The organism is Luteimonas sp. FCS-9 (genome assembly GCF_001014645.1).
In the GTDB taxonomy this organism is placed as follows: Bacteria; Pseudomonadota; Gammaproteobacteria; order Xanthomonadales; family Xanthomonadaceae; genus Luteimonas.
In genome coordinates this window covers 41,633-61,192 of sequence record NZ_LASZ01000005.1, presented here as the reverse complement: position 1 = coordinate 61,192, position 19,560 = coordinate 41,633, and the positions used below count along the sequence as shown (strand labels likewise).

Sequence of the window (19,560 nt, the reverse complement as noted above, 5' to 3'; positions counted from 1 at the left end):
CCCTGCGAAGGCCCTGGCGACGACCGCGCATGCCAGAATCCCGCCATGGACGTTCCCGCCGATTTCGTCGTCGCCATTCCGGCGCGCCATGCTTCCACCCGCCTGCCGGGCAAGCCGCTGCAGCCGTTGGGCGACCGCCCGCTGGTGCTGCACGTGGCGCAACGCGCGCTGGAGGCCGGGGCCGCCGAGGTCTGGGTCGCGACCGACGATGCCCGGGTGCGCGACGCGCTGGCCGGGTTCCCGGTCCGGGTCGCGATGACGTCGCCCGACCACCCCTCGGGCACCGACCGGCTCGCCGAATGCGCCGCGCTCGCCGGCTGGGACGACGACCGCGTGGTCGTGAACCTGCAGGGCGACGAGCCGTTCGCGCCGGCCTCGGGCATCCGCGCGGTCGCCGGACTCGCCGCGCAGCCGGGCGTCGCGTTGGCGACGCTGGCCGCGCCGATCGACGACGTCGGGACGCTGCTGGACCCGAACGCGGTCAAGGTCGTGCGCGGGGCGGACGGCGATGCGCTGTACTTCAGCCGCGCGCCGGTGCCCTGGCCGCGCGATGCGTTCGCGCGCGACCGCACGACGATGCCGGCCGGACGCTGGTGGCGGCATATCGGGATCTACGGCTACCGGGTGGGCTTCCTGCGCCGCTTCGCCGCGATGGCGCCGGGCGAACTGGAGCAGGTCGAGATGCTCGAGCAGCTGCGCGTGCTCGAGGCCGGCTGCCGGGTCGCGGTCGGGATCGCACCGGATGCGTTCCCGCCGGGTGTCGACACGCCGGAGGACCTGGCCCGGGCGCAGGCGCGGCTGGCGGCCGCGGACACCGGGAACTGAGCGGACGACGACACTGCAACCGGCCGGCCCGGCCGCGTCGTCGGCAGCCCGGGCGCCGGTCATCCGCGGCCCGGACGGAGTGCCCGGTCTCGACATGGCGCGGGTGGGCGATCCCGCATAATCGCGCCATGAACGACGCCGTCGCAGCGCCCGAATTCCCGGCCGGCCTGGCGTGGCTGAACCTGCGCGACCCGCTGCGCATGGCGCAGCTGCGCGGCCGCGTCTGCGCGCTGGCGTTCGTCAACCTGGGCTCGGCGTGGTGCCAGCAGCGGCTCGCGGATCTCGGCCACCTGCGCGCACGCCATCGCGAACGGCTGCAGGTGGCGGCGGTGCACGTCCCGCGCTTCGATGCCGAACGCGACGCGCGCCGCAGTGCGCAGCGCGTGCTGCTCCAGCAATACGAGTTCCCGGTCGCGCACGACGGCGACTGGACGGCCTGGCAGCACTTCGGGCTCGACGCCTGGCCCACGGTGCTGCTGATCGACGGCGAGGGCCGGGTGCGCGAGCGCATCGTCGGCGAGGGCGGCATCCGCGAGCTCGATGCGCGCATCGGCGCGCTGCTCGGCGAGCTCACCCCGCACCCCTCGAGCGCCGAACCGATCCGGCTGCGCCGCGAGGTCGAGCCCGCGCTGCCGCTGCGGTTTCCCGCGGGTCTGGCGGTATCCGGCGAGCTGCTCTACATCGCCGACTGCGGCCACCATCGGGTCCTGGAATGCGATGCGGGCGGGCGCATCCTCAGGCAGTTCGGCAGCGGCAGTGCGGGTTTCATCGACGGTCCCATGGAACTGGCCGCGCTGACCCGTCCCCATGGCCTGTTCGTCGCGCGCGACGCGCTCTACGTCGCCGATACCGGCAACCATGCAGTGCGCCGGATCGCGCTGCGCAGCGGCGACGTGTCCACGGTGTGCGGCGCCGGCCGGCCCGGCAGGACGGCCGCCGGGTCGCTGGCCGACCCGCGCGCGGTCGCGCTCGACCAGCCGCGCGGCATCGTGCTGTCGGGCGACCGGCTGTACGTGGCGACCGCCGGCGACAACCGCATCTGGCAGCTCGACCTGGGCGGTGCGCGGATCGCGCCGCTGTGCGGCAGCGGCGTGCTCGGCACCGGCGACGGCGTCGGCGAGGCGGCCACGTTCGCCGAACCCGTGGCCCTGGCCTGCGTGCAGCAGACGCTCTACGTCTGCGACGCCGCGGGTTCGGCGATCCGCAGCGTCCACCTGCCGACCGGCCGGGTCGCAACGCTCGTCGGCGCGGGGCCCTGGCAGTTCGGAGACGTCGACGGTGCGCGCGACGACGCGCGGCTGCAGGCGCCGCAGGCGCTGGCGCTCGCACCCGACGCCCCGGTGCTGTGGATCGCCGACAGCGGCAACGACACGCTGCGCAGCTTGCGGCTGGGCGGCGGCGAGCTGGCGACCGTCGCGCTGCCGCAGCGCCTGCATGGCCCGACCGCGCTGGCCGCGGCCGCCGGCGCGGTGTGGATCGCCGACACCGACGCCCATGCCGTGCTGCGGCTGGATCCGGCCACCGGCGCGCTGCGCCACGTTGCGATCGGCGAATGACCGGGACGGCGAAAGCGCGCGGCGCGAGGACGGCGTTCGATGGCAAGGCGTTCGTCGGCGGCCTGAGCACCGCGCCGGGCGTCTACCGCATGATCGCGGCCGACGACGCGGTGCTGTACGTCGGCAAGGCGGCGGACCTGCGCAAGCGCGTGGCGAGCTACTTCAACGCCACGCCCAAGGCGACGCGGACGATGGCGATGATCGCGCAGATCGCGCGCATGGAAGTCACCGTCACCCGCACCGAGGCCGAGGCGCTGCTGCTGGAGAACCAACTGATCAAGTCGCTCAAGCCGCGCTACAACGTCTCGCTGCGCGACGACAAGAGCTATCCCTACGTGCTGGTGACGCGCGACGCCTGGCCGCGGATCGCCGTCCACCGCGGGCCGCGCAACGTGCCCGGCCGCTACTTCGGCCCGTACCCGGGCGTGACCGCGGTGCGCGAGACGCTGAACCTGATGCAGAAGCTGTTCAAGCTGCGCAATTGCGAGGACAGCGTCTTCCGCAACCGCTCCCGTCCTTGCCTGCAGCACCAGATCGGCCGCTGCACGGCGCCGTGCGTCGGGCTGGTGTCGGAGCGCGACTACGCCGACGCCGTGCGCCGCGCGTCGATGTTCCTGGAAGGCCGCAGCGACGCGCTGACCGACGAGGTCACGCGCGACATGGAGGCGGCCGCCGGGCGCCTGGATTTCGAGGAGGCCGCGCGGCTGCGCGACCTGCTGGGCAACATGCGCGGCATGCAGGCGCGCCAGTACGTGGACGGCAAGGTCGCCGAACTCGACGTGCTCGCCTGCGCGATGCGCGGCAGCCAGGCCTGCGTGCTGCTGCTGTCGTTCCGCGACGGCCGCAACCTGGGCACGCGCGCGTTCCACCCGCGCACCAATGGCAGCGACGACCCGGCCGAGGTGCTCGCCGCATTCGTGTCGCAGCACTACGCCGAACAGGTGCCGCCGCGCGAGATCGTGCTCGACCGGTCGATCGAGGACGTCGCGCTGCTCGAACAGGCGTTCAGCGAGGCCGCCGGGCGCCGCGTGCAGCTCAAGTGCAACGTGCGCGGCGACCGCGCGCGCTACGTCGATCTGGCGCGGCGCAACGCCGAGATCGCGCTGGCCAGCGAACTCGGCAGCCAGGCCGCGCAGCAGGCGCGCGCCGACTCCCTGCGCGAGATGCTGGGCCTGGCCGAGCCGGCGCAGCGCATCGAGTGCTTCGACATCAGCCACACGATGGGCGAGGCCACGGTTGCCTCCTGCGTGGTGTTCGACGCCCAGGGCCCCGTCCGCGGCCAGTACCGGCGCTACAACATCGCCGGCATCGAGCCGGGCGACGACTACGCGGCGATGCACCAGGCGCTCACGCGCCGGTTCCGCAAGGCGGTCGAGGACGATGGCGTGCTGCCGGACGTGCTGCTGATCGACGGCGGCGCCGGCCAGGTCGCGCAGGCGCGCGCGGTGCTCGACGGCTACGGCATCACGGGCGTCTGCCTGGTCGGCGTGGCCAAGGGCGAGGCGCGCAAGCCGGGCGACGAGACGCTGCTGCTGCCCGACGGGCGCGAGCTCAAGCCGGGCGCCGCCTCGCCCGGGCTGCAACTGGTGCAGCAGGTGCGCGACGAGGCGCACCGCTTCGCGATCACCGGCCATCGCGGCCGGCGTCAGAAGGCGCGCAACACCAGCCGGCTGGAGGACATCCCCGGCATCGGGCCGCGCCGCCGCGCGAGCCTGCTCAAGCATTTCGGCGGCCTGGGCGGCCTGAAGGCCGCGGGCACCGAGGAGATCGCGCAGGTCGAGGGCGTCAACGCGGCACTCGCGCAGCGCATCTATGCGACCCTACACGGGCTCGACGCCGGTGCGCCCGGCGCCGGCCAGGACTGATTCCCCCACAGGCTTGCGATGAAACTGACGATTCCCACCTGGCTCACGCTGCTGCGGATCCTGATGATCCCGGTGCTGGTGCTGGTGTTCTACCTGCCGTTCAAGTGGACCAACTTCGCCGCCGCGTTCGTGTTCGGGCTCGCCGCGGTCACCGACTGGCTCGACGGCTGGATCGCACGCCGCTACGGCCTGTCCTCGGCATTCGGCGCGTTCCTCGATCCGGTCGCCGACAAGCTGATGGTCGCCGTCGCGCTGTTCCTGATCGTGCAGGGGCATCCCTCGCCGTGGATGGCGATCTGGGCCGCGGTGATCGTGGGCCGCGAGATCGCGGTCTCCGCGCTGCGCGAGTGGATGGCCGAGCTAGGGCAGCGCGCCACGGTCAAGGTCGCGGCGATCGGCAAGGTCAAGACCATCGCGCAGATGGTCGCCTTGCTGTGCCTGCTGTACTCGGTTACGCCCGAGCAGCCGCCGAGGCCGCTGCCGTGGCTGGGCCGCGAGATCTTCGTCGTCGGCGACTGGCTGCTCGCGCTCGCCGCGCTGCTCACGCTGTGGTCGGGACTGGCGTACCTGCGCGCGGCCTGGCCGATCATGCGTGCCGCGGAGCGAAACAAGTATTGACACCCTGCCGGCGAACGGTAGAATTTCGCCTCCCCGAGCGGGAATAGCTCAGTTGGTAGAGCACGACCTTGCCAAGGTCGGGGTCGCGAGTTCGAGTCTCGTTTCCCGCTCCAGTTTCGAACGCGAAACCCCGGGTTGCATGCGGGGTTTCGTTTTGTCGGCCGATCCATCGCGGATCCGCCGGCGGGTCACCGGCCTGGTGGCAGAGTGGTTATGCAGCGGATTGCAAATCCGTGTACGCCGGTTCGATTCCGACCCAGGCCTCCAGCCGGCGCACCACGAAGGTCGCAGGCAGGGTATAATTCGGTTCCATGCGGGAATAGCTCAGTTGGTAGAGCACGACCTTGCCAAGGTCGGGGTCGCGAGTTCGAGTCTCGTTTCCCGCTCCAGTTCAAGAACGACCCCGCGCAAGCGGGGTTTTTCGTTTGCGCCCGCCGCACCGGCCGGTTTCAATTCGCCCGGCGCTCAGGCACCCTTGGCGCCGCGCGTGCCCGGATGGCGAAACTGGTAGACGCACCGGACTTAAAATCCGTTGGCCGCAAGGCCGTGCCGGTTCGATTCCGGCTCCGGGCACCACTCCACGCCGTACGCCCCGCACCACCGCCTGCCTGCGGCCCGACGCCACGGGTCATTCGCCCTTCACCGGTCCGGCCCTAGATTGGGGGATTGACGCTGGCAAGGGGAGACAGGCGCATCGCCGCGTGCGAATGCGGTGGACGGTATGGGCGCCTCGAGACTCCGCGACGATTTCCAGCTCGCGATCGTGTCCCTGCTGGGGCTGACGACGCTGCTGACCCTGGCCGGCTTCCTGGTCTGGCGGCTGACGCGTGGTGAGTGGTGGCTGGCCGCGTTCGATGCGACGGTCGTCCTGGCGATCGGCAGCGTCGTGCGGCTGGCGTGGCGGCCGGGCCGCACCGAGACCGCCGGCACGCTGATGGCGTTGTTCAACACCGGATTCTGCGCCGCCGCCTGCGTGCTGATCGGCGAGGCGGCCAGCGGCTGGGTCTACGTGGCGCTGATGACCAACTTCTACATCGCCCGCATGCGGATCGCCGCCTGCTGCGGCGCGTTGCTGATCGCGGCCGCGTCGGCGGTGCTGGTGCTGCCCGAGGACGGCATCGAGCGCCCGGCGACGGTGGTCACCTGGCTGCTCGTGTATGCGTTCTCGTTCGTGTTCTCGCGCCGGATCCGCGTCTACAACGATTCGCTCGAACGCCGCGCCACGCTCGATCCGCTGACCCGGCTGCCCAACCGCGGCGCGATGGAAGCGCACCTGCGCAACCTGATGGCGGACCGCCGGCAGACCGCCGCCGGATTGCTGGTGCTCGACATCGACCGCTTCAAGGCGGTCAACGACACCTTCGGCCACGCGGTCGGCGATGCGGTGCTGGTCGAACTGGCCGCGATCCTGCGCGACGAACTGCGCGAGGACGACGCCGCGTACCGCTTCGGCGGCGAGGAGTTCGTGCTGGTGCTGCCGGTCGACGACGCGGCCGCGCTGGCGGCCGCGGCCGAGCGCCTGCGCGGCGCGGTCGAGCAGCGGCTGCGCAGTCCCGGCGGGCCGGTCACGGTGTCGATCGGCGGCGCGATGCTCGCCGCCGAGCACGACTGGCAGGACTGGTTCGGCCGCGCGGACACGTCGCTGTACCTGGCCAAGCGCGCCGGCCGCAACCGGAGCCATATCGCGCAGGTGCTGGCGACCTGAGCGGCGTGCTTTCGATCGCGCACCCGCGGGCGGCGGACTTCAGGGCAGCAGGTCGAGCAGTCGTTCGGTCGGCCGGCCGACGACCGCGCGCTCGCCCCGGACCAGGATCGGGCGCTCGATCAACCGCGGATGGGCGGCCATGGCCGCGACGATCGCCGCGTCATCGAGCGCCGGATCGTCGAGGCCGAGGTCGCGATACTCGGCCTCGCCGGTGCGCAGCAACGCGCGGGGTGCGATGCCGAGCCGGCGCAGCAAGTCGCGCAGGGTGTCGGCATCGGGCGGCGCGTCGAGATAGCGCACCACGCGCGGCGTGATGCCGCGGGCCTGCAGCAGGTCCAGGGCGGCACGCGACTTGGAACAGCGGGGGTTGTGGTAGAGCGTGAAATCGTCGGTCATGGCGGAAAGGGGTGGGTCAGGTCGGGTCGGGATCGGGCGGCGCGCCGCTGCGGCGCGCGACCACGCCGGTCGCGGTGACGTCGGCGGTGGTGTTGGCGACGGTCGCGAACGCGTCGGGCAGGGTGTCGACCGCGAGCAGCACGCCCAGCGGTTCGACCGGCAGGCCCAGGGCCTGGGTGACGGGCAGGTTGTTGGTCATGAAGCTGACCTGCCCGGGCAGGCCGACCGAGCCCATGCTGATCACGATGGAGAGCGCGACGGCGATCGCCAGCTGCGCGGCGCCCAGCTCGATCCCGTAGATCCAGGCGATGAAGCTCACCACGCTCAGGTACTGCACGGGGCTGGCGATGCGGAACAGCGACACCGCCATCGGCAGCACCAGCGAGGTCACCGCCAGCGGGTAGCCCAGGCGGGTGCGCGCGCTGTCGACCATGACCGGCAGCGCGGCGAGCGAGGACTGCGTGCTCGCCGCGATCGCCTGGACCGGCAGCAGCGCGGCGGCGAAGCGCGCGGGCCGCTCGCGGGCGACCAGCCCGGCGACCGCGTACATCAGCAGCGTGACCGCTACGTACAGCGCGCACTGCAACGCGATGTAGGTGCCCAGTGCAGCGAGCACGCCCAGGCCGACGTGCGCGCACACCGACAGCACCAGCGCGAACACGCCCAAGGGCGCCGCGACCAGCACCCAGCGCACGACGACGATCATCGCATCGGCGATCGTGCGCACCAGTTCGAGCATCCGCGCGCGGCGCTCGGCCTCCAGGCGCGTCAGCGCAAAGCCGAAGAACATCGAGAACACCACCAGCGGCAGCATCGCGCTGGCGGCCGCGGCGGCGATCGCGTTGCTCGGGATGAGGCTGGTGATCCACAGCCCGAACGCCGGCGCCTGCGGCAGCACGTCGGGCGCGCCGATCGCCGCGCGGAACAGCGCGGCCTGGGTCTCGTCGCGCGGCACCAGCGACAGCAGCCCCGGGGCCGCGATCGCGGCGAACGTCGCCGACAGCGCGAGCATGACGAGGAACGTGCCCATCGCCAGGCGCGCGGTGCGCCCGGACGCGGCCGCGTCCGACGCGGCGTTGACGCCGACGACCACCAGCGCGGCGACCAGCGGCACGACCGTCATCTGCAGCGCGTGCAGCCACAGTGTGCCGATCGGCTGGGCGATGTCGGCCGCGCGCACCGCGACGTCCGGGTCCCAGGCCGCCAGGCCCAGGCCGATGACGGCGCCGGCCGCCAGCGCGATCAGCACGCGTGCGGGCATCGACAGGCGGAAGCGTGAAGGCGCAGGCGAGCTGGACGTCATCGGGCGGGCGGGCAAAGGTGGGCCGGGCGAGCATGCCACGCGCGTGCCCGCTGGAGGCGCGCGATCGTCACGACGCGTCCAGCGTCAGCGTCAGCATGTCGCGGTGGCCGTCGACGAAGCCCGCGCGCAGGTACAGCGCCTTGGCGCGCGGATTGTGGTGGTGGACCTCCAGCCGCAGCGTCGCGACGCCCCAGGCCCGGGCCTGCGCGGCGGCCAGCGCCAGCGCCTGCGCGCCCAGCCCGCGGCCGCGCGCATGCGGCGCGACGAAGAGCTCGTCGAGCAGCGCGAACGCCCCGCGCTGTTCGAGGCTGAAGCCGCGGGTGAGCGCGAGGTAGCCATCGTCGGCGTTCGCGCCGAGCAGCAGCACCGCGCCGTGGCGCGGCTCGGCCAGCAGCGCGTCGAGCGCGGCGCCGGTCGCGGCGGGATCGAAGACCAGCCGGTCCTCGGCGTAGAACGCGCGCATCATCGCCAGCACGCGGTCGCGATCGTCCGGCGTGGCGGCGCGCGCAGGCAACGGTGCCGCGGTCATCGCGCGATGGCCTTCTCGATGCGGGAGCGACGGATGCGCATGTCGCGATCGGGGCGTGGTGGAACGACGGGGCAGGGCATCGGGATCTCCAGGCGATGGGGGCGCGACAGGCGGCTCAGGCCGGGATCGGCTCGACGTCGCGGATCGACACGATGCCCAGGCCGGGCGCATCGCCGATCGTGATCGTCGGGCCGTCGAAGCGCGCGCCGCCCTCGACCGGGTCGTAGGCGCACAGCGACGGCCCGTCGAGGTCGATCCTGGTGATCGCGTCGGACCGGGCGGCGGCCAGGTGCACCGCCGCCGCGACGCTGATGCTGCTTTCGAGCATGCAGCCGATCATGCAGTCCATGCCGTGCACGGCGGCGATGTCGGCCAGCCGGATCGCGTTCGACAGGCCGCCGGTCTTCATCAGTTTGATGTTGACGATGTCGGCGGCGCGCAGGCGGATCAGCTCGATCAGCTCGACCGGGCCGAACACGCTCTCGTCGGCCATCACCGGCGCGGCGATCCGGTCGGTGACGAACTTCAGCCCGTGCAGGTCATGTGCCGGCACCGGCTGCTCGAGCAGTTCGGGATGGATGCCGGCGTTCTCGAGCCGGCGCATGGCCTGCACCGCCTGCTTGGGCGTCCAGCCCTGGTTGGCGTCGAGCCGCAGCGACGCGCGGCCGTCGACCGCGGCGTGGATCGCGCGGACGCGGTCGAAGTCGAGCGCGATGTCCTGGCCGACCTTGATCTTCAGCGCGCCGAAACCGCGCTCGAGCGCCGAGCGCGCGTCGGCGACCATCGCGTCGACGTCGCCGACGCTGATCGTGATGTCGGTGGTCAGTACCGGCGTGCCGCCGCCGAGGATGCGGTACAGCGGCGCGCCGTGTAGCTGCGCGAACAGGTCGTAGAGCGCGATCTCGACCGCGGCCTTGGCGCTGGTGTTGCGCACCAGCGCGGTCTGCACCAGGCGCACGAGCCGGTTGAGGTCGCCGACCTCCTGGCCGACCAGCCGCGGCGCGATGACCTGCGCGATCGCCGCGACGATCGCGCCGTGCGTGTCGCCGGTGATCACCGCGGTCGCGGCGGCCTCGCCGTGGCCGACGTGGCCGGTGTCGGTGTGGATCGCGACGACGACGTCCTCGACCCGTTCGACCGTGCGCAGCGCGGTCTTGAACGGGGTCCGGAGCGGCACGCGCAGCATGCCGAGGCGGATATCGGTGATCTTCATCGTGCGGTCCCTGGACGGCGCGTCAGCGCACGCGCTGGATGCTGGTGATGCGGTCGATCGTCGCCTCGCCGTCGCCGCCCAGCAGCGGCAGCAGCGGCGTGACCACGACGCCGTTGAGCGGCGACCGCGCGATCGCGCCGTCGGCGCCGCGCACGAAGGTGCCGGCGGTGTCGTGGATCACCCACGGGTCGCCGTCGACATGGCCGATCACCATCATCACGTGGCCCGGGATGTAGACCAGGTCGCCGACGTCGGTGTCGCGCAGCAGCCGCAGGCGCGCGTCATGCGACATCGTCGGCGCGAAGGCGACCCGGTCCAGCGCCGGGCTCGTCGCCTGCGCGCCGGTGTTGCGCGGCAGCAGGATGCCGACGCTGCGGTAGATCTCCGAGACGAAGCCGCTGCAGTCGCGCGCGTTGTACGCGTGCCCCCAGCCGTAGCGTTCGCCGAGGAACTTGAATGCCTGTCGGATCAGCTGGGCGCGGGTGTGCGCGAGCGCGTCGTCGGCGACGTCGGCCGCCTGCGGCAGCATCGCAGGCGCGAACGCGAGCCCGCCATCGGCGGTGCGCACCGGCAGTTCCACGACGCGGCCGTACCACGGGATCTGGCCGTTGAGCACGCGGTCGCCCGGCCAGTCGAGCGCGGGCACGCGCACGCCCATCTCGAGTTGCACGTCGGACACCTCGGGCGCCTGCGGCGTGAACACCGTGCGTGCGGTCGCGCCGGTGACGATCGGGCCACGCGCCGCGCGTGCGGCATAGTCGGCGACCGCCGCGCGCGTGCCCAGCGCGACGTCGGTCGCGGCGATCCATGCGGCGTAGCGCTCGCTGACGACGAAGTACCAGGCGCCGTCGCGGCTGGCGTGCACGACCGCCACCGGCGCGCCGGGAAACAGCGCGTCCTCCTGGAAGCGATCGATGTCGGCGTCGTCCGGCCGGCTGAACACCCGCGCCCGGGTCGGGAACGCGCGCAGGTCCGCGCGGCGCACGACGAGGCCGAAGCGCGGCACGGGCGAGGCGGGCAGTGCGGCCAGGTCGACGTCGGCGACGAGCCGGTCGAGCGCCGCTGCATCCAGCAGGCGGCCGTCGACGTCGTAGCGCGCCTGCGTCGGGCGCGCCGACACACCGCCGATCCAGCGGGCGACGGTCGCGCGGTCGAGCGTGTCGGGCAGCGCGAGCACGTCGTGGATCGAGGGATCGTCGCGGCGCATCGCGGCGTTCTGCTTCGCGATCCCGGCGCGGTCGAGGATCGGGGCGTCGGGCGCGTCGAGCCGGGCGATCCAGTACCCGGGATCGAGCTGCGCGCGGGTCATGCCCGGGATTGGGGGCGTCGTCGCCGATGCGGTCGCGAGCACCGCCGAAGCCAGCATGCACCAGCCGGCCAGCAGCGCGCGGCGGCGGACGCGTCGCGGCGCGAGACCGGCGCTGGACGCGGACGCCGGCGGCGATGTCGTCTGCATCGTGGAGCTCCTGATGGCAGGCTCGGCCGGCCTGGTGGACGAGGCCCGAGCATAGGCGTTTTCACCCATCGGACAAGCCGGCCTTTTCAATTGACAAGGTTTCCGGGCCGGTGTAATCACGATGTCATCTTGCGCCGCACGGGGAGCGGTCGCGCACAGGCAACGCTGCGACCGGCGCACGCACTGCATGCCGCGAGCGGCCGCGCCGCTTCACGCCACCGCCAGGGGGAACGCCGCATGCCCGTACCGCCCAGACACTTCCGTTCCGGCCGCTGTCCGCTCGCGGTCGCGCTGCTCGCGGCGATCGCGATGCCGGCCGCAGCGCAGACGACCGATGCGCGCGTCAACACGCTCGACCAGGTCCAGGTCACCGGCTCGCGCATCGCGCGCACGCAGGTGGAAGGCCCGGCGCCGGTCACCGTGATCACCGCCGAGGAGATCCAGAAGCAGGGCTTCAGCACGGTGTGGGAATCGCTGGGCACGCTGACCCAGTTCACCGGCAACACGCTCAACGAGTCGGACCAGACCGGCAACGCGCCCAACGGGCAGTTCATGAACCTGCGCGGCCTGGGCCCGGGCTACCAGCTGATCCTGCTCAACGGGCAGCGGCTGGCCGACTATCCGCAGCCCTACGGCTCCAACGGCACCGCGGTGAGCCTGGGCAGCATCCCGGCCGCGGCGATCGAGCGCATCGAGGTCATGAGCGGCGGCGCGTCGGCGATCTACGGTTCGGATGCGGTCGCCGGCGTGGTCAACATCATCACCCGCGAGAACTTCAGCGGCGACACCGTGCGCCTGCGCGGCGGCACCACGTCCGGGGGCGGCGGCGACACCGGGCAACTGCAGTGGAGCGGTGGGCGCAGCGGCGATCGCTGGAGCCTGACCTACGCGTTCGAGCGGCTCGACCGCGAGGAGATCGTCGCCGCGCAGCGCGACCTGACCTATCTCGCGCACCCGCAGTACCGCACCGAGCCCGAGCGTCCGACCGCGTCGATCTCGGGCGTGTACTTCCTCGCCGGGTCCAACTACCTGTGGCGCGGCGACGACGGCGTGCTGTTGCCCGGCTACGACGCGATGCTGCAGGCGTGCGCGGCGACCAACCCGGACTTCGTACCGTTCCACTCGGCGACCAGCGCGCCGGTGCCCAACCGCTGCGGCGCGCTCGACTACTACAACGCGCGCTCGATCCAGAACGCCTACGGCAAGACCTCGGCCTACCTGTCGGGCAGCTTCGATTTCAGCGAATCGGTGACCGGCTACGCCCAGGTGCTCGGCAGCCGCTCGCAGGACAAGAGCTCCAGCCAGACCCACTACTACATCGGCGAAGGACCGTTCACGGTGCAGGACCCGACGCTGGGCCTGGTGACCGCGCAGCGGATCTTCCTGCCCGACGAGGTCGGCGGCGTAAAGCGGATCGAGTACGACGAGCGCGCCTGGAACCTCAACGCCGGCGTGCGCGGCACGGCGTTCGGCGGCCGCTTCGACTGGGACGTGGGCGTCACCTCGTCGCGCTTCGAGATCGAGACCACGCGGCCGCGCTTCCTGACCCGGGCGGTGCGCGACCACTACATGGGCCCGATCCAGGGCTACACGGCCAACGGCACCGAGATCCGCGAGTTCCTCGTCGACCGGCTGTTCGCGCCCGGCACACCCGAGCTCTACGACCAACTGACCACGACCGTCGTCAGTTCGGGCACGTCGAAGTCCGACCAGGCGCAGTTCGTGTTCAGCGGCCCGCTGTTCGACCTGCCGGCCGGCCCGGTGCAGATGGCCGCCGTCGTCGAGGCCGCGCAGCAGGAATACGAGCTGACGCCCGATCCGCGCACGACCGTCGACTACACCGGTCCGGACCGCGTCTACAACCTCACCAGCACGCCCGGCGGCGGTCCGCGCGACCGCTATGCCGCCGGCCTCGAACTGCGCGTGCCGGTGCACGCGCGCCTGGAGGCCACGCTCGCCGCGCGCTACGACAAGTACGACGACATCACGTCCGTCGACGACGCGGTGACCTGGCAGGCCGGCCTGGAATGGCGGCCGCTGCGCAACCTGCTGGTACGCGGCGCGCACGCGACCAGCTTCCGCGCGCCCGACCTGCTGTGGATCCACGCCGGCACCACCGGGTCGAACCCCTTCGTCGACGACGAGTACCTGTGCCGCGCCAACGGCATCGCCGCCGAGACGCCCGCGTGCACGTCGGCCTACAACTACCAGACCTACATGACCCAGTCCTCGAACCCGCTGCTCGAGGAGGAGGAGGGCAAGTCGACGACGCTCGGCGTGGTGTGGGACGCGCTGCCGAACCTTTCGATCGGGGTCGACTGGTACCGGATCGAGCTCGAAGGCCGGGTGCAGACGCTGTCCAGCAGCTACTACCTCGAGCAGGAGGCGAACTGCCGGCTCGGCGTCGATCGCGCGGGCAATCCCGTCGATGCGGGGTCGCAGGCCTGCGAGTTCTACGCCGGCGCGGTCGAGCGCACGGTGTCCGACCTCAACCCGGAGGGTCGTATCACGCGGTTCGCGACCTATCCGATCAATGCCTCCTTGATGCGCACCGAAGGCCTCGACGCGACGCTGCGCTGGGGCCAGGACCTCGGCCGTTGGGGCGACCTGGGCGTGCAACTGGGCTACACGCATGTGCTGGAATTCGAGGTCGCGCAGTTCGACGACGAGGCGCCGCGCGACGTGCGCAGCACGGTCGAGTACAACGCGTTCCGCAGCCGCGCCAACTGGCGCGCGAACTGGGCCGTCGGCGACTGGACGACCAGCCTCTACGGCTATCGCTGGGGCGGGCGGCCGAACTACAACGGCACGTTGCTGCCCGGTCGGACCCCGGCCTACGTGATCTGGAACGCCGACGTGTCGCGGCGCATCACCGACCACGTCACGCTGGGGCTGAGCGTGCTCAACCTGCTCGACGAGATGCCGCCGCGCGACGATTCGCACACCGCATGGCCGTACTTCGCCAGTTCCTACAGCGCGATCGGCCGTCAGGTGTTCGCGAACGTCACGTTCGACTTCTGAGCGCGATGCGCGGGTATCGCGTCGCGTGGGCGCTGGTCGGCTGGCTGGTCGCGGCGCCGCTGGCGGCCGCGGCTCCCTCGGTCGAACCGGCACGGCTGGCCGCGCTGGTCGACGACGCCGTGCAGCGCTACGCGTTGCCCGGCATCGCGGTGGGCGTGGTCGTCGACGGCGAGGTGGTGCTGCGCCACGCGCGCGGCGAACTGCGCGCAGGCGAGGGCGAGGCGGTCGATGCGGCGACGCTGTTCAAGATCGCATCCAACAGCAAGGCGATGACCGCCGCCGTGCTCGCGCGGCTGGTCGACGCCGGCCGGCTGCGCTGGGACGATCCGGTCGTGCGGCACCTGCCGGAGTTCCGCATGTACGAGGACTGGGTCACGCGCGAGATCCAGGTACGCGACCTGCTGATCCACAACAGCGGGCTGGGGCCGGGGGCGGGCGACCTGATGCTGTGGCCGTCGCCGAACGCGTTCACGCGCGCGCAGGTGATCGCGGGGCTGCGCCACCTGCGGCCACGCTGGAGCTTCCGTGCGCGCTACGCCTACGACAACACGCTCTACATCGTCGCCGGCGAGGTCGCGGCGGCGGCCGGCGGCGCGCCGTACGACGCGCTGGTGCGCCGCGAGGTCTTCGCGCCGCTCGGCATGACGCGCTGCCAGGCCGGCGCGTGGCAGCGCGATGCGGTCGGCAATGTCGCCCAGCCGCATGCGCGCATCGGCGGGCGCAATGTGGTCGTGCGCGGGGACGAGGCGTCGATCCCCGACGAACCGATGATGGCGGCCGGTGGCCTGCGCTGCAGTCTCGACGACATGCTGCGCTGGGCGCAGGCCTGGCTCGATCCCGGGGCCGTCGATGCGGCGGAAGGTCCATGGCTGTCGGCGGTACAGCGCGAAGCGGCATGGACGGCGCACATGCCGATGCCGCTGACGGCGCGCATGCGCGCATGGGACCGCAGCCACTTCTCGGCCTACGGCTACGGGTGGCGGCTGACCGATGTCGACGGCACGGCGAAGGTGTCGCACACGGGCACGCTGTCGGGCATGGTCTCCTCGCTCGTGCTGCTGCCCGAGCGCGGTGTCGGCATCGTGGTGCTGATCAACGGCGATGCCGACGAGGCGCGCACCGTGCTGACCCAGGCACTGGTCAAGCAGTTCGTCGCGACCGACGGCGGGGCGCACGACGTGGGGTATTACGCCGCGCTGCTGGACGCGGCGCGTCGGGCGGACACGGGCGATGCCGTGCCGCCGGAGGCCGACACCGCGGTGCCGGTGTCGACGGCGGTCGCGGCGTCGCTCGCCGGTCGCTACCGGGATCCGTGGTTCGGCGAGGTCGCGCTGTGTCCGCGCGATGGCGCGTTGCGCTGGATTGCGGCTCGATCGCCGAAACTGGACGGCAATGTGGTCGCGGTCGGGGGCGGGCTGCGGGTGCGCTGGCGCGCGTCGGATGTCGACGTGGATGCGTGGCTGCGTCCGACGTCTGTGCGCGGGCGCGTGCAGGCGCTGCAGATGGCGAAGGTCGATCCGGACGCGGACTTCAGCTACGACTTCGAGGACCTGGCACTGGTGCGCGTCGGCGATTGCGACTGAGCGGTGCCGTTGCACCTGCGCCGTTGGGCGCGCGATGCAGCGCGGTCGCGATCTTCGGATCGTGCGGCAGAAACGAAAAACCCCTGCATCGCTGCAGGGGTTCTTCGCAACACTGGCGGAGCGGACGGGACTCGAACCCGCGACCTCCGGCGTGACAGGCCAGCATTCTAACCAGCTGAACTACCGCTCCGAGGCGCGAGATTCTACGCGAATCCTTGCGCTTGGGAAGGGGGTGTCGCGGCTTTTTTTTCTTCTCCCTTGAATCGGGGTTCGTGGCGTGCGGTGGTATGTCGATACGCGTGCGCCTGCCGCGTACCGGGCCCAGTCGCGGCCCGATGTCCGCTTGGTGGTCACGGCACCGACAGACGCTGGATAGAGGGGCGATGGCGGATCGGAGAGCGCATGGCTGCGTTGGCCGGTCATACGGCTTCGGAATGGTGGCGACGTCGCCGAAATCTGGCGCGGCGATGTTCGCGCATGCGCCTGCCGGGTGCCGCGCCCAGTCGCGGCCCGATATCCGCTTGGTGGTCACGGCACCCGACAGGCGCTGGATAGAGGGGCGATGGCGGATCGAAGTGCATATGCAGGGGGCCGCGTTCCTGGCTGTGCTCGCGCTTCCTTCGCCACGTAGGAGCGCGCTCGCGCGCGATGGGCTTTACAGGTCTGTCCTATCGCGCGCGCGCGCGCCTGCGATACCGGCGGCGGATGGCGAATGCGCAACAAAAAAACCCCGCCGAAGCGGGGTTTTCTCTTCAACCAGTGGCGGAGCGGACGGGACTCGAACCCGCGACCTCCGGCGTGACAGGCCAGCATTCTAACCAGCTGAACTACCGCTCCGCATTGGAAACCTGTTGCGTGGTGGGTGCTGAGGGTGTCGAACCCCCGACCCTCTCCTTGTAAGGGAGACGCTCTACCGCTGAGCTAAGCACCCATGCGGAACAGCCGAGCCGCTTACTTTACCGCATCCTTGAGCGCCTTGCCAGCCTTGAATGCCGGGACGGTCGAGGCGGGGATCTGGATCGTTTCCTTGGTCTGCGGGTTCAGGCCGGTGCGCGCGGCGCGCGGACGGGCGACGAACGAACCGAAGCCGACGAAGTTCACCGCGTCGCCGTTCTTCAGCGCTTCGGTGATGGTGTCGAGCAGCGCGTCGACCGCACGGCCGGCGTCGGCGCGCGACAGGCCTGCCTTCTCGGCGACGGAAGCCAGGACATCGTTCTTGCTAAGGGCCATCAGTGAATTCCTCTTTTAATTATTTCGACGTTGAGCGTCGTCTGGACGCTGAGCCGGCATGCGCGGCGCCGCCGGCCGGGCGGCGCCGGTCGGACGCGCATGGTACGCGATCCCCCGGGCGAATACGACCTTGCGGGTATGGGCCTGAATGGCTCCCCGACGGCGCTGCGACAGGGCTTGCGCGGCGCGTCCTGCGCAGGTCCGTGCTTGCGGGTAAACTGCCCGGCTCGCCCATCCCGTGCCCGACTCATGCTGCAAGCGCTTCGAGAAAAGACCAGTGGTTGGATCGCCATCGCCATCGTCGCGCTGCTGGCGGTGCCGTTCGCGTTCTTCGGGATGGAGCACTACCTGTTCCAGAACAACGCCGACTATGCGGCCAAGGTCGAGGCCCCGCCGAAGTGGTGGCGTTCGGCGCCGGACGTGTGGCTGGTGCGCAAGCTGGCGTGGACCTCGACCGAGGTCGGTCCCGAGGAATTCCGCCAGGCGTTCGACGCGGCGCGCGAACAGCGACGCCGCGACGAGGGCGAGAATTTCGACGCGCGCGCGTTCGAGACGATGGAAAGCAAGCGCGAGGTCCTCGAGCAGCTGATCGACCGCGCGGTGCTGGGGCTGGCCGCCGAGCGCGCGAACATCGTCGTCGGCGATGCGCAGGTGCGCGAGGTCATCTCGTCGATCCCGGCGTTCCAGGTCGACGGCCGCTTCGATGCGCAGCGTTACCAGATGACGCTGCAGTCGGCGCAGCCGCCGCGCACGCCCGCCGAGTTCCAGGCGTCGATCCGCCTCGACCTGCAGCGCGCGCTCGTGCCGCAGGCGATCGCCGAGTCGGCATTCGTCACGACCGCCGAGAGCGAGCGCCTGATGCGCCTGCTGGGCGAGCGTCGCGACGTGAGCTTCGTCGTCGTGCCGCCGCCGGCGGCCGACGAGACGCCGGTGCCGGATGCGGACCTGCAGGCGTGGTTCGAGAAGAACGCCAGCCGCTACCGCGCGCCGGAAACGGTCGCGCTGGAGTACATCGAAGTGGTCGCGCAGCCGCAGGCCGAGGGCGGCGACGTCGACGAGGCCGAGGCGCGTGCGCACTTCGAGCAGGTCAAGTCGCGCTTCGTGGCGAGCGAGCGCCGGCTTGCCTCGCACATCCTGATCGAGGTGCCGGCGGGCGCCGACGCGGCCGCGCAGCAGGCGGCGCAGAAGGAAGCCGCCGACCTCGCCGCGAAGGCGGCGCAGCCGGGCGCGGACTTCGCCGCGCTGGCGCGTGCGCATTCCGACGATCCGGGCTCGCGCGACGGTGGCGGCGACCTGGGCTGGGTCGAGAAGGGCATGATGACCGGTCCGTTCGAGGACGCGCTGTTCGGCATGCAGGCCGGCACGGTCAGCCAGCCGGTGAAGACCGACTTCGGCTGGCACGTGCTGCAGCTGCGCGAGGTCGATGCCGGCAAGCCGGTCGCGTTCGAGGACGTCCGCGACGAGATGGTGCGCGAGGTCCGCGAGGGCGAGGGCGCGCGCGCCTACAACGACCAGGTCGGCCGCATCGTCGACGAGATCAACCGCCACCCGATGTCGCTCGAGCAGGCTGCGGCCGCCGGGCAGGTCGAGGTGCGCACGCTCGCGCCGTTCGCGCGCGGCGCCGGCACCGGCATCGCCGCGAACCGCGCGGTCGAGCAGGCCGCGTTCTCCGAGGCGCTGACCCAGGACGGCACGGTCAGCGATCCGATCGAGATCGCGCCCAACCACACCGTCTTCATCCGCGTCACCGCGCACACGCCCGAGCGCGCGCAGCCGCTGGACGAGGTCCGCGGGCGGGTGACCGCCGAGGTGCGGGCCGATCGCGCGCGCCGCCAGGCCGAGCAGACCGCCGATGCGATGGTCGCCGAACTGGCGGCCGGCAAGACCGTGCAGGCGCTGGCGCAGGCGCGCTCGCTCGAGGCGCAGTCGATCCCGGGCCTGCCGCGCGGTGCGCCCGTGCCGGATGCGGCGACGAGCCAGGCCTACTTCCGCGCGCTGGCGCCCGAGGCAGGCAAGTCGACGCCGGGCCGCGCGATGCTGCCCGACGGCAGCGCCGTGGTGTTCACCGTCGATCGCGTGATCCCCGGCGATCCGGCGGAAGCGCAGCCGCAGGAGCAGGCCATGCTGCGCCAGCAGCTCGGCGCGCTGCTCGGCAACGAAGATGCGGAGGTCCTGCAGCGCGAACTGCGCCGGCAGATGAAGATCACCGTCAACGAGGAGCGCCTCTAGGCCGGCCTCGCGCCACGCGCCCGCCGACCAG

General features: G+C 71.8%; 14 protein-coding genes and 7 tRNA genes. 12 read left to right on the top strand and 9 right to left on the bottom strand.

All coding sequences use genetic code 11. From position 1 onward, the window contains the following. Positions 1-45 precede the first annotated feature (45 nt). The 9 genes from kdsB to WQ56_RS06070 all read left to right on the top strand — a co-directional run bounded on the left by kdsB (position 46) and on the right by WQ56_RS06070 (position 6,569). Entirely contained in the window at positions 46-825 is a 780-nt protein-coding gene (gene kdsB / locus WQ56_RS06110) for a 3-deoxy-manno-octulosonate cytidylyltransferase (protein WP_047136206.1), read from the top strand. A gap of 128 nt (positions 826-953) precedes the next feature. Further along, positions 954-2,381 carry a nhl repeat protein gene (locus tag WQ56_RS06105; RefSeq protein ID WP_047136205.1) on the top strand — a complete coding sequence of 476 codons (1,428 nt, stop codon included), beginning with the start codon at positions 954-956 and terminating at the stop codon, positions 2,379-2,381. Beyond that, positions 2,378-4,246: an excinuclease ABC subunit UvrC gene (gene uvrC, locus WQ56_RS06100; RefSeq protein WP_047136204.1), complete on the top strand. Its 1,869-nt coding sequence runs from the start codon at positions 2,378-2,380 to the stop codon at positions 4,244-4,246. Before WQ56_RS06105 ends, uvrC begins: the two co-directional genes overlap by 4 nt. An 18-nt stretch (positions 4,247-4,264) precedes the next feature. Beyond that, complete coding sequence (gene pgsA, locus WQ56_RS06095) at positions 4,265-4,864, top strand: CDP-diacylglycerol--glycerol-3-phosphate 3-phosphatidyltransferase (protein WP_047136203.1); 600 nt, start codon at positions 4,265-4,267, stop codon at positions 4,862-4,864. Positions 4,865-4,901: 37 nt separating this feature from the next. Further along, positions 4,902-4,977: transfer RNA gene (locus WQ56_RS06090), tRNA-Gly, on the top strand. Positions 4,978-5,057: 80 nt separating this feature from the next. Beyond that, positions 5,058-5,131 (top strand) — tRNA-Cys (locus WQ56_RS06085). Positions 5,132-5,177: 46 nt separating this feature from the next. Next, positions 5,178-5,253: transfer RNA gene (locus tag WQ56_RS06080), tRNA-Gly, on the top strand. A 100-nt stretch (positions 5,254-5,353) separates the two neighbouring features. Then, a tRNA-Leu gene (locus tag WQ56_RS06075) sits at positions 5,354-5,440 on the top strand. A gap of 145 nt (positions 5,441-5,585) precedes the next feature. Next, the gene (locus WQ56_RS06070; protein WP_047136202.1) at positions 5,586-6,569 is read left to right on the top strand and encodes a GGDEF domain-containing protein; all 984 of its coding nucleotides are present in this window, start codon (positions 5,586-5,588) and stop codon (positions 6,567-6,569) included. Between the two features lie 39 nt (positions 6,570-6,608). Here the strand turns inward: WQ56_RS06070 and arsC are convergent, their stop codons facing one another. From arsC to WQ56_RS06045, 5 genes are all read right to left on the bottom strand, one after another. Further along, entirely contained in the window at positions 6,609-6,965 is a 357-nt protein-coding gene (gene arsC / locus WQ56_RS06065) for an arsenate reductase (glutaredoxin) (RefSeq protein ID WP_047136201.1), read from the bottom strand. Positions 6,966-6,981: 16 nt separating this feature from the next. After that, positions 6,982-8,268: a cation:dicarboxylase symporter family transporter gene (locus tag WQ56_RS06060; RefSeq protein ID WP_231583364.1), complete on the bottom strand. Its 1,287-nt coding sequence runs from the start codon at positions 8,266-8,268 to the stop codon at positions 6,982-6,984. A 67-nt stretch (positions 8,269-8,335) separates the two neighbouring features. Further along, positions 8,336-8,797: a GNAT family N-acetyltransferase gene (locus tag WQ56_RS06055; protein WP_047136200.1), complete on the bottom strand. Its 462-nt coding sequence runs from the start codon at positions 8,795-8,797 to the stop codon at positions 8,336-8,338. Positions 8,798-8,912: 115 nt separating this feature from the next. Next, positions 8,913-10,010 carry a dipeptide epimerase gene (locus tag WQ56_RS06050; RefSeq protein WP_047136199.1) on the bottom strand — a complete coding sequence of 366 codons (1,098 nt, stop codon included), beginning with the start codon at positions 10,008-10,010 and terminating at the stop codon, positions 8,913-8,915. Positions 10,011-10,032: 22 nt separating this feature from the next. After that, positions 10,033-11,466 (bottom strand): SH3 domain-containing protein, encoded by a 1,434-nt coding sequence (locus tag WQ56_RS06045; protein ID WP_082132228.1) that lies wholly within the window; start codon positions 11,464-11,466, stop codon positions 10,033-10,035. A gap of 237 nt (positions 11,467-11,703) precedes the next feature. Between WQ56_RS06045 and WQ56_RS06040 the strand changes: the two genes are divergently transcribed. Then, positions 11,704-14,487, top strand: a complete 2,784-nt coding sequence (locus WQ56_RS06040) for a TonB-dependent receptor (protein ID WP_052772875.1) — start codon at positions 11,704-11,706, stop codon at positions 14,485-14,487. A gap of 5 nt (positions 14,488-14,492) precedes the next feature. Then, positions 14,493-16,070: a serine hydrolase domain-containing protein gene (locus WQ56_RS06035; RefSeq protein ID WP_047136198.1), complete on the top strand. Its 1,578-nt coding sequence runs from the start codon at positions 14,493-14,495 to the stop codon at positions 16,068-16,070. 113 nt (positions 16,071-16,183) lie between these two features. On the opposite strand, the gene WQ56_RS06030 is transcribed toward WQ56_RS06035, so the two are convergent. The 4 genes from WQ56_RS06030 to WQ56_RS06015 all read right to left on the bottom strand — a co-directional run bounded on the left by WQ56_RS06030 (position 16,184) and on the right by WQ56_RS06015 (position 17,300). Continuing rightward, positions 16,184-16,260: transfer RNA gene (locus tag WQ56_RS06030), tRNA-Asp, on the bottom strand. Positions 16,261-16,830: 570 nt separating this feature from the next. Further along, a tRNA-Asp gene (locus WQ56_RS06025) sits at positions 16,831-16,907 on the bottom strand. A gap of 19 nt (positions 16,908-16,926) precedes the next feature. Beyond that, positions 16,927-17,001 (bottom strand) — tRNA-Val (locus WQ56_RS06020). A gap of 20 nt (positions 17,002-17,021) precedes the next feature. Continuing rightward, complete coding sequence (locus WQ56_RS06015) at positions 17,022-17,300, bottom strand: HU family DNA-binding protein (protein WP_047136197.1); 279 nt, start codon at positions 17,298-17,300, stop codon at positions 17,022-17,024. 249 nt (positions 17,301-17,549) lie between these two features. On the opposite strand from WQ56_RS06015, the gene WQ56_RS06010 reads away from it, so the two are divergent. Then, positions 17,550-19,529 (top strand): peptidyl-prolyl cis-trans isomerase, encoded by a 1,980-nt coding sequence (locus WQ56_RS06010; RefSeq protein ID WP_047136196.1) that lies wholly within the window; start codon positions 17,550-17,552, stop codon positions 19,527-19,529. Positions 19,530-19,560 lie beyond the last annotated feature (31 nt).

What these genes read in the sequence shown, in the direction of transcription:
- kdsB (WP_047136206.1), top strand. Translation starts at nt 46, where the DNA reads ATGGACGTTCCCGCCGATTTCGTCGTCGCCATTCCGGCGCGCCATGCT.
- WQ56_RS06105 (WP_047136205.1), top strand. Translation starts at nt 954, where the DNA reads ATGAACGACGCCGTCGCAGCGCCCGAATTCCCGGCCGGCCTGGCGTGG.
- uvrC (WP_047136204.1), top strand. Translation starts at nt 2,378, where the DNA reads ATGACCGGGACGGCGAAAGCGCGCGGCGCGAGGACGGCGTTCGATGGC.
- pgsA (WP_047136203.1), top strand. Translation starts at nt 4,265, where the DNA reads ATGAAACTGACGATTCCCACCTGGCTCACGCTGCTGCGGATCCTGATG.
- WQ56_RS06070 (WP_047136202.1), top strand. Translation starts at nt 5,586, where the DNA reads ATGGGCGCCTCGAGACTCCGCGACGATTTCCAGCTCGCGATCGTGTCC.
- arsC (WP_047136201.1), bottom strand. Translation starts at nt 6,965, where the DNA reads ATGACCGACGATTTCACGCTCTACCACAACCCCCGCTGTTCCAAGTCG.
- WQ56_RS06060 (WP_231583364.1), bottom strand. Translation starts at nt 8,268, where the DNA reads ATGACGTCCAGCTCGCCTGCGCCTTCACGCTTCCGCCTGTCGATGCCC.
- WQ56_RS06055 (WP_047136200.1), bottom strand. Translation starts at nt 8,797, where the DNA reads ATGACCGCGGCACCGTTGCCTGCGCGCGCCGCCACGCCGGACGATCGC.
- WQ56_RS06050 (WP_047136199.1), bottom strand. Translation starts at nt 10,010, where the DNA reads ATGAAGATCACCGATATCCGCCTCGGCATGCTGCGCGTGCCGCTCCGG.
- WQ56_RS06045 (WP_082132228.1), bottom strand. Translation starts at nt 11,466, where the DNA reads ATGCAGACGACATCGCCGCCGGCGTCCGCGTCCAGCGCCGGTCTCGCG.
- WQ56_RS06040 (WP_052772875.1), top strand. Translation starts at nt 11,704, where the DNA reads ATGCCCGTACCGCCCAGACACTTCCGTTCCGGCCGCTGTCCGCTCGCG.
- WQ56_RS06035 (WP_047136198.1), top strand. Translation starts at nt 14,493, where the DNA reads ATGCGCGGGTATCGCGTCGCGTGGGCGCTGGTCGGCTGGCTGGTCGCG.
- WQ56_RS06015 (WP_047136197.1), bottom strand. Translation starts at nt 17,300, where the DNA reads ATGGCCCTTAGCAAGAACGATGTCCTGGCTTCCGTCGCCGAGAAGGCA.
- WQ56_RS06010 (WP_047136196.1), top strand. Translation starts at nt 17,550, where the DNA reads ATGCTGCAAGCGCTTCGAGAAAAGACCAGTGGTTGGATCGCCATCGCC.